The organism is Paenibacillus sp. EPM92 (genome assembly GCF_016586185.1).
GTDB classification, from domain to species: Bacteria; Bacillota; Bacilli; order Paenibacillales; family NBRC-103111; genus Paenibacillus_G; species Paenibacillus_G validus.
Window position 1 is genome coordinate 1 of sequence record NZ_BCPS01000117.1, and the last position, 1,827, is coordinate 1,827.

Consider the following 1,827-nt stretch of genomic DNA (forward strand, 5'->3'; position numbering starts at 1 on the left):
AAAGGAGCCATTCCTGTAATGAAGTAATTTGCTCTTTGAAAACAAAAAGCGCCTCCTGTATGCTGGGTCTTGGAATGGTGGCCATTCACTGCCCTAATTTGAAGGAGGACGCTCAATATGAAGTATAAACTGAAACAAAAGCAGAATCAACGGATTACACGAATTACCGAATCGACACTGGTGGTCGGTGCAGATATCGCGAAGAAGGTTCACGTCGCACGTGCCGTAGATTTCCGAGGCATTGAACTTGGGAAGGACTGTGTATTTCACAACGATCAGGAAGGACTATCGAAGCTGGCAACGTGGATGAAGGAGCTTGGTCAAGCACACGGGAAGACGAACATTGTGTTTGGCATCGAGCCTACCGGACACTACTGGTTTCCGTTAGCTGCCTATCTGCAGGAACAACAACAAATCCAGGTCGTCGTCGTTAATCCGCATCACGTAAACAAGACGAAAGAGCTTGAGGATAACTCGCAGACGAAGAGCGACTACAAAGATGCAAAGGTCATTGCGGATCTCATTCGGAATGGAAAATACTCAGAACCGAAACTGCCGACGAAGGAATACGCGGAACTGCGAATCCTGATGAATCTGCGGGAGAAGGTATCAGCCAGCCTGACGCAAGTGAAAGGCCGAATCAGCAACTGGTTCGACCGGTTCTTCCCCGAGTATGCTTGCGTATTCAAGAAATGGGAGGGCAAGGCATCGCTCATGACCATGCGGGCGTTCCCGACGCCAGCGGACATCGTCGGCAAGGGGGCTAGAGACGTCCTAGTACACTGGAAGACGGAAGTGAAACGCGGTGTGGGCATCAAGCGCGCGGAGAAGTTAGTAGCGGCCGCCACAGCCTCTATCGGACTAACGGAAGGCAGTATGGCAGCTCGGGTAGAGCTAAGCACACTGTTGGGTCAATACGACCTTTTCAGCAGCCAATTGGAAGAGATTATGGATAAAGTGCTGGAGATCCTTGAACACATCCCAGGAACGAAGGAAATGCTTACCGTACCCGGGGTTGGGGCAATTACTGTAGCTGGATTTCTGGCCGAGATCGGTGACTTGAACAACTACGATCATGGCCAGCAGATTATCCGGCTTGCCGGGCTAAATCTCAAAGAGAATAGTTCGGGAAAGCGGAAGGGTAAGACCGGGATTAGCAAGCGCGGACGGTCACGTTTACGAGCGCTGCTGTTCCGAGCGGTGATGCCCATGGTAGCGAAGAACGAAGAGTTCAAGACGCTTCATAAGCATTACACGACGAGGAGCCAGAATCCACTGAAGAAGAAACAATCGATCATCGCGTTATGTGGAAAACTGATTCGAGTCCTGCATACGCTGGGGACAAAGCAAAGAGAGTACAGTGCAATCGATGTTATGGGTCCAGTAAGGCAGTTCCAGATCCAGCAAGAAGCTGCTTAAAGCAAGGAAACAAACGGCCTGCAGATCAACTTATTCACATGTGTACAACTTAGACAACGAAAGCACGGAGAAGCCGAAGTACTACATTCAGTAAGGGCAACGACCCCGTAAAGGAGCAAGAATCGGCCTCCACCCCTTGAGAGGTAGAACGAAGGAATGTAAGGGCATAGACCCAGTGTGACATGGGAGGGTAAACCCCGAGGGTGAATATGGAGATCCACTGTGCGATCATACCAATTATCCACAGTTTTGGAAGAAGGTCATTCCTAAGCTCTGTTCCCGCCTACGCTCTTACGGAAATCGAGGTGCAGAGTACATTCTCCACTACTATCTCTTAGGCTGTCAAAGTTGAAATACTGAGAATGAGTGAGGAAACAGGAGAAAACGATACTTTATAGTGGGAGGAAA

General features: G+C 49.6%; 1 protein-coding gene. It reads left to right on the forward strand.

Annotated features, from left to right (window positions below; all coding sequences use genetic code 11):
- Positions 1 to 129: 129 nt before the first annotated feature.
- Positions 130 to 1,419 carry an IS110 family RNA-guided transposase gene (locus JMF85_RS27730; protein WP_483874229.1) on the forward strand — a complete coding sequence of 430 codons (1,290 nt, stop codon included), beginning with the start codon at positions 130 to 132 and terminating at the stop codon, positions 1,417 to 1,419.
- The last annotated feature ends 408 nt before the right edge of the window (positions 1,420 to 1,827 follow it).